Annotated in this window: 8 protein-coding genes and 1 tRNA gene; 3 read left to right on the top strand and 6 right to left on the bottom strand. The window is 42.5% G+C overall.

What is annotated here, in order from left to right:
• From N7974_RS02165 to N7974_RS02155, 3 genes are all read left to right on the top strand, one after another.
• The coding region (locus N7974_RS02165; protein WP_317451572.1) for a transposase family protein at positions 1-182 on the top strand (182 nt) is incomplete at its 5' end.
• A gap of 5 nt (positions 183-187) precedes the next feature.
• Positions 188-922, top strand: a complete 735-nt coding sequence (locus N7974_RS02160; RefSeq protein ID WP_262964043.1) for a putative bifunctional diguanylate cyclase/phosphodiesterase — start codon at positions 188-190, stop codon at positions 920-922.
• Between the two features lie 47 nt (positions 923-969).
• On the top strand, positions 970-1533 hold the full coding sequence (locus N7974_RS02155) for a hypothetical protein (RefSeq protein ID WP_262964042.1): 564 nt from the start codon (positions 970-972) through the stop codon (positions 1531-1533).
• A gap of 952 nt (positions 1534-2485) precedes the next feature.
• On the opposite strand, the gene N7974_RS02150 is transcribed toward N7974_RS02155, so the two are convergent.
• From N7974_RS02150 to N7974_RS02125, 6 genes are all read right to left on the bottom strand, one after another.
• A tRNA-Ser gene (locus N7974_RS02150) sits at positions 2486-2575 on the bottom strand.
• A 193-nt stretch (positions 2576-2768) separates the two neighbouring features.
• Positions 2769-3104 carry an ASCH domain-containing protein gene (locus N7974_RS02145; RefSeq protein ID WP_262964041.1) on the bottom strand — a complete coding sequence of 112 codons (336 nt, stop codon included), beginning with the start codon at positions 3102-3104 and terminating at the stop codon, positions 2769-2771.
• 110 nt (positions 3105-3214) lie between these two features.
• A complete protein-coding gene (locus N7974_RS02140; protein ID WP_262964040.1) occupies positions 3215-3784 on the bottom strand; it encodes a hypothetical protein in 570 nt (189 codons plus the stop codon).
• Complete coding sequence (locus N7974_RS02135) at positions 3781-4695, bottom strand: MlaD family protein (protein WP_262964039.1); 915 nt, start codon at positions 4693-4695, stop codon at positions 3781-3783. Before N7974_RS02135 ends, N7974_RS02140 begins: the two co-directional genes overlap by 4 nt.
• Positions 4688-5470, bottom strand: a complete 783-nt coding sequence (locus N7974_RS02130) for an ABC transporter ATP-binding protein (RefSeq protein ID WP_262964038.1) — start codon at positions 5468-5470, stop codon at positions 4688-4690. The genes N7974_RS02135 and N7974_RS02130 overlap by 8 nt, the downstream gene beginning before the upstream one ends.
• A complete protein-coding gene (locus tag N7974_RS02125; protein WP_262964037.1) occupies positions 5467-6606 on the bottom strand; it encodes an MlaE family ABC transporter permease in 1140 nt (379 codons plus the stop codon). Before N7974_RS02125 ends, N7974_RS02130 begins: the two co-directional genes overlap by 4 nt.
• Positions 6607-6667 lie beyond the last annotated feature (61 nt).

Genomic DNA, 6667 nt, shown 5'->3' with positions numbered 1-6667 from the left:
CGGCAGAAGACAAAGCCGATAATAAGGCACTATCAAAACAGCGTATTTTTATTGAGCATGTTAATCGCCGATGCAAAATTTTCAGGATTGCCAAAGATGTTTATCGGGGCAAACACAAGCATTACTCCTTGACATGGAATTTAGTGGCTGCTCTTGTTAACTTACGCTATGGCTGTATTTAGGAAAGATGTCTATTGAATACCAGCCGCAATTCAATCTACTAATCGAAAGCATCATCGGTGCTGAAGCACTGGTGCGCTGGCGTCATCCCGAATTGGGTATAATTTCGCCGAGTGATTTCATTCCCATTGCCGAAGAGTCCGGATTGATTATTGATATTGGGCAATATGTGATGCGTCAGGCTTGCCATCAGGCCAAGCGCTGGCATGACCAAGGTCATTGCTTACATATTGCTGTCAATGTCTCCTATGTCCAGTTTATGGGTAATAACTTACTACAATTGGTTACAGATGTGCTGGATGAAACTGGGTTAGAAGCACAATTTTTGGAATTGGAGTTAACTGAATCCATCCTGGTTTCTGACCCTGAAAATGTTTTATCGGTGGTGCAGTTACTGCGCAATATGGGCGTCTTTCTTTCGATTGATGACTTTGGTACTGGCTATTCCAGCTTGAGTTATTTGAAAAGATTTTCCGTGCATAAACTTAAAATAGATCAATCTTTTGTGCGCGATCTTCTTGTCGATAAAGATGATGCGATTATTGTTTCTGCCATCATTAATTTGGCAAAAAGCCTGGAAATTGAGTGTATCGCTGAAGGCGTCGAAACAGAAGCTCAAGCGAACAAATTACAAGAAATGGGTTGTCAGCAGATACAAGGCTATTGGTTAGGGCGACCGCTCTCGGTTGTACAGATGAATGCGCTGCTCGCAAACACAAAAGTAATGGAACAGATTGAATAATACGCACCATGGTTTTCTACTATAACTAAAAACAAGAGGTCAAAGCGATGAAGACAATTTCAGGCTGCGTAGATTTTAGGCTAAATGAACGGGACGAGATTATCGCTGTGGGTTCCGAGTGGGATCATTTTGCCTTTGAAAACCATGCGCCTGAATTAATCGGGTCTAAGGTAATCGGTCGTCCATTGCTTGACTTTATCAGCGGGAACGTTACTCGTCAGTTTGTACAAGCATTATTGCAATTAGTGCGCTCTGGTACCCAGTCGATTGAGCTTGAATACAGATGCGATTCACCGACTGAACGTCGCTACATGCAAATGCGGGTGTCACTAGAGGAATCAGGTTTAGTGCATTTTATGAACACTTTTTTACGTACCGAATCGCGTAAAAATAAAATTCTGATCTCAACGGCAACACAACGAGGTAAAAACACAACAGTTCGGTGCAGCATGTGTAACTTGGTCAAACCCTTGAAGGATTGGATTGAACCAGAATTGTTTGATGGCTCGAATACATCGAAAATCACTGAATGGTTAGTTATCTATGGTATTTGCGAGGTGTGCGAAACAAGCCTCCAGCGTGCATCATCAGTCAGAACCGCCGTGACTTAAGCGTATGAATAAAATCTAGCGGACTGTCTGGGAATGAGGTTCACGAACGAGAAGTTATAGAACTAAAGACGGGGGTGCTTTAACCTCCTTATTTTTGCTATAAATTTCTTCGAGGTCTACTGATATGCTCTCCCCGGTGGCTCAAGATTGTCTCAGGGGATCCAGTGCACAGGATAAGAATAATCATTAATAAATACTTGGCTGGCTTGGCGGTTGCTGGGCTAGCCATCATACCTAACGGCTTGACTACCTGCACTACTTAACGGACTGGCTACTACTCTAGCTACTGATCTGACTACGACTAACTGAGTTTAAAAGTCAGTGAGTTGTTGCCTATCCCCAAACCTGAGTTACGGACTATGACCACCTATCCTTCTGTTTATCTATCATCAAAGGCATAATGAAGAAAGGTATTGATAAAGGCAAAGGCACTGGTAATCGTATCGATAACAGGACAGTCGGTGCCCAGCCTATGATTTATCTACTAACACAAGGGATAGAATCCCTCGTGGACAGGACAGCCAGTTACTTTAGGTAATTAAGTTCCCTAGTTTAAACATAGGGTAGTTATTCAATAGGCTCGGTGTGACTGGCTGAATAATCCTTGGCTTACATGCCCTGATGGTCATGATATAAAGCTGTGACCTTGAACCCTTTTAGCCCTGATTTAACGATTCGGTTTTCAGTAAGGAATCGAATAGCAGTCCACAGACACCTATAATACTGGATTCTTTGATTTATAAATAATGAGTTACTGTAAATGTTACTGCATTTATTTATTAGTTGTGACTCTGGAATACTTGTCATTAATCGGTGTTAGGTAGTGAATAACAGGACGGTCTTACAGATGATCTAAACGGGGAATTATTGACTTGCTGACTAGTATGAATAGTGGTACTTATTTTCAATTGAACTCCTGCTAAGTCTATGATTTAACAGGGATTCTTATTAATGGTGGAGAAGCAGGGATTCGAACCCTGGGAGGGGATAAACCCTCAACGGTTTTCAAGACCGCCGCTTTCGGCCGCTCAGCCACCTCTCCACAAGCTGGCTATGATAACCTATCAGCTTTAAAAATCAAACCTTTTATTCGTTTTTTGCGTATTATTGCCCTGTTTATAATTTCGTTTATTTTACAATTACAATTTAAGCTATTGATAAGTAAACCAATTATTTTCTTATCTTTATCGACTACCTTAAATGCAGCAAAGTAATATCAACAGAAAAACATTCGGTTAATTATCGACTTTAGCAGCAAATGTATGAACCCATACCAAGCTATCAGCCTCCCATGTCATTCCTGCATGCATCCTTAAAATAATATCCTTATACATTTCAAGATTCGGATAGCCTTCTGCTTGTGCGTGGGCATCAGTCATATCACCCAAGCGCTGGCGCGTTAAATCAGTCACCACAAAAGTCATGCCTTCCAGATCAAAGGTTTCACCAGGCAAGCCATAAATACCATCACGACGCTGCTGGGTTTTTATACCGGCTTTTGTAGCAGCGACAAGTTTTGGGTGAGTGACCAAGCGGTCTATTGAACAAGTTTTTTCTGGGTAAGTGTCCATTACGGGCTCCATCTGAATTAAAATCGACTCATTGTACACCAGCTAAATAAAGGCGTACTTTTTGTAAAGTCAGCCTTTGACAAAACTTCCTTGGTAGAAGTAGAGCTTTATTATTTACCGGGTAATCCTGCCAGCCAAATCTGAATCTTGTCAGTGGCCTGCCTGGTTACATTAACAAAACCATTAACGGCACCCGCTGCATCTGCTGTTACCGTTGGTTGTTCAAAATAAAATTCCTGCGTACCCATTTTTTTCTTATTATCGTTGGCATAAGCTTCTGCAAAGAAATGTAGCACGACTTTAGCCCTATCCGGTGCATCAAATTGCTGCTCAAAATCATGTAAGCGGATAATTAAAGAGTAGCCCTTTGTCTTCCCACCAGACAGCAATAGTTGCTCAAGCAATTCTGGTGGTGAAGCAATCCAGAGATCCAGGGCATAAAAACCTATTTGAGTGGGTGAAGCATAAAGCAGTCGGTAACGAATACGATTATCCCAGAGCCATGTTGGCGCATTGACGGTGACCATTGGCTCATTAGTCGGCTTGCTGGTAATGGTAGCGTTGGCAATCGAAACAGGAAAACCAAAGTCATGCTGTACCGGGTATTTGGGTGAAACACTACAGCCAGCCCCAAATAATAATGCTAAAAACAATAGGCAACAGTTAAGTAAATGCTTCATTCGGGCTCCTTATAACCCGGTTCGCCCGGCCCCGAATTACGGTGATCCGGCCCCAGCAATAATGCTTGTGGATTATTGTCCAACATCGTGGCTGCTCTTTTTACCTGTTGTGCTGTTGATTGCAATTCGGTAAGTAATTTGTTAACTTTCGGTAGTGTGGATTGTATCAATAGATCACTGGCAGTCTCACCGGTATTAACCAGATTACCTGCTTTTACACTGAGTTTTTGCACATCGCCGGTTAACCTCTGTAAATCTTGCGTTAATGCATTAATATGGCTCAAGGTTTTTTGGCTATCCGTGGTTAATGCAGGAATACCGGCTAGCGCCTTGTCAACGCTCTTTCGCAAATCCGAAAGCTTGTCAGTTAAAGCACTTAAATTACCTAAAATATCGCCAATATTTTTTTCATTTTCTGCATTTAATAACGAACTTAGCCGCACCATTAAATGATCGGCTTTGTGCAAAATTTCTTCCCCTGAACTCATCAATTTATCCGTCATCGATGGCATTAAAGGAATACGGGACAAGGGATCGTCGCCAGGCTCCAAAACAGCGGGTAAGGTACCGGAATCCTCCAATTGAATCTGGGTCAAACCGGTTACTCCTTTTAAGCGTAAGGTCGCAAAAACTCCCTTGGTAAAAATGATGTCCTTATCGACTTCAATCGGAACCAGAATAATGCCCGTGTCATTGGGATCAAACAGAATTTTGGTCACTTTCCCTACCGCAATACCCCGATAAAAAACCGTTGATTCAGGATTAAGACCTGAAACAGATTCGAGGGTTGAAATAACATAAATATTTCGTTCCCTTTCAAAATGCCCTATCCAATAAATGATCGAGGTTATGCCCACCACAAAAACAATCAAAAAAAGACCGGTGACCAGTGCATGCTTGTCTCTACCCATGAGTCGCCTCTTGATATTGAAATACCCGTTGCGCCCGTTTATTATAAAAAAACTTTTCAATAAACGGATGCTGACAACTTAACACTGAAGCCAGCGTTCCAAAAGCAACCAATTGATTATCTGCCAGTACCGCGACCTTGGTGCATAAGTCTCGTAGAATATCCAAATCATGAGTGACCATCACTACCGTAAAATGATGAGCTTGATGTAGTTCGGATAACAGACTGACAAAATCTTCACTCGAAATAGGGTCCAATCCCGAGGTTGGCTCATCCAGCAGAAGTAAACCTGGCTCCAAAATCATGGTGCGAGCCAGCGCTACCCGCTTGATCATACCGCCAGACAGATCGGCAGGTTTTAACCAGGCATCATGATCAGCCAAGCCTACCATTGACAGCTTCATAAATACGATACGTTTAATTAATTCTTCGTCCTTAAAGCCCAGTTCCCGCAAGGGGAAGGCAATATTATCAAAAACATTCAACACACTAAATAAGGCGCCTTTTTGAAATAGCACACCACAATTACTACGCAACCGCAGCCAATGATCAGCAGTCACGTTTGTTAAAGATTGCCCCATAACAAACACTTCACCCTGACTGGGTAATTGCAAACCAATAAGTTCACGTAGCAAGGTTGTTTTACCACAACCCGAGGCACCGACCAAACCCAATATTTCGCCCTGCTCCAAACTCAGATTAATATCTTCATGAACTATTTTTTCGCCAAAACGGGTATAAACATGCTCCAAACGTATCGCATCGAATTGACTCATGGCATTCCCACGCCCATAAATAAAATAGCAAATACCGCATCAATCATAATCACTACGGTAATTGATGCCACTACCGAATTAGTCGTTTCGCTGCCCAAACTTTCGGTATTCGGTTTAATTCTGAAACCAAAATGACAGGCAATCAGCGCAATCATAAAACCAAAAACGGCCCCTTTACCCAAACCAATAAACACATTAAGTAACGGCACCACATTAGGCAATTTAAGAAAAAACTGCTGATAACTAATATCCAGAGTATTTTGCGCCGAAAACATGCCACCTATCAACGCCGCTGCACTGGTCCAAGCGCTTAACAGCGGCATCACTATCGTTAGTGCCAGTACTTTTGGCAAAATCAGCCGCAAAGAATGAGCAATACCCATTGCTGATAAGGCATCCAACTCTTCAGTAACGCGCATAATACCGATTTGGGCAGTCATTGAGGAACCTGAGCGACCCGCGACCAAAATAGCCGCCAACAAGGGCCCCAGCTCACGAATAATACTTAAGCCAAGAATATCAATAATATAAATTTCTGCACCAAAAGTTTTTAATTGCAAGGCCGACAGATAACTCAGCACTACTCCAATCAAAAAGCCCACGAGCGCAGTAATGCCTAGCGCTCTGACACCGGCATCATAAATGGTAATGGAAATTTCAGAAACGGGAATTTCATGTGGATGGCGCAACAGATAACCAAAATCCAGAACCAGCTGACCCAACATGGTTACCAGACTCAATAATTGCGCCCAAAAGCCCCAAATTAATTGCTGAAAATAGTTAAAAAACCGATTGAAACGAGACTCTACAGGTTCGGCAACAGGCACACTCTGCGCTTGCCAGCGCTCAAATAAACGTTGATGCTCGGGTTTTATCTGTAACAACTCCGGTATTTGTTGCCCCCAAGCTTGCCAGATAATCAAGGCGACCATACTATCGAGCTTATCAACCGTAAGCAGATCCCATTGCGCAGTTTTATTAACAGAATTGAGGCTAATTTTTTGTTGCAGACCAGGCGTTATCGCCAAGTTACAAAGATTCCAGCAGCCGGTTAATTTGACAATCGACGGGGTATCGTCACACGTAACGACGGTTAGATCGGGAGGTAAATCAGGACTTGCTTCAGTCTCAATCATGGGAGGGTAAACTTAAATAAATACTGTCGATCAGTTACTCGAAGCGGTAAGATCATACAGA

It is taken from the genome of Methylobacter psychrophilus, from assembly GCF_025583945.1.
GTDB lineage: Bacteria > Pseudomonadota > Gammaproteobacteria > Methylococcales > Methylomonadaceae > Methylobacter_C > Methylobacter_C psychrophilus.
The sequence above is the reverse complement of the archived record's forward strand: the minus strand, read 5'-3'. Positions and strand labels throughout refer to the sequence as shown.